The sequence below is a fragment of the Paraburkholderia sp. SIMBA_054 genome (assembly GCF_046534875.1).
Lineage (GTDB): Bacteria > Pseudomonadota > Gammaproteobacteria > Burkholderiales > Burkholderiaceae > Paraburkholderia > Paraburkholderia hospita.
In genome coordinates this window covers 1-238 of record NZ_JAWRXV010001655.1, presented here as the reverse complement: position 1 = coordinate 238, position 238 = coordinate 1, and the positions used below count along the sequence as shown (strand labels likewise).

1 pseudogene is annotated in these 238 nt (G+C 70.2%); it reads right to left on the bottom strand.

The window, feature by feature from the left end:
- Window positions 1-238: pseudogene (locus tag SB822_RS60710) on the bottom strand (chromosomal replication initiator protein DnaA); the annotation flags it as partial.

Genomic DNA, 238 nt, shown 5'->3' with positions numbered 1-238 from the left:
CGCGCAACGTCTCCTGGGCGAACTCGACGGTGATCGCGCGGCCGGTGAAGTTGGCGCGGGCGGTCAGCGTGTTGAGCGCGCCTTCCAGGTCGCGCACGTTCGAGCGCATCTTCTTGGCGATCAGGAAGGCAACGTCGTCGGGAATCTCCGCGCCGCGCTCGCGCGCCTTGGCCAGCACGATCGCCGCACGGGTCTCGAAGTCCGGCGGGTCGATCGCCACCGACAGGCCCCAGGCCAG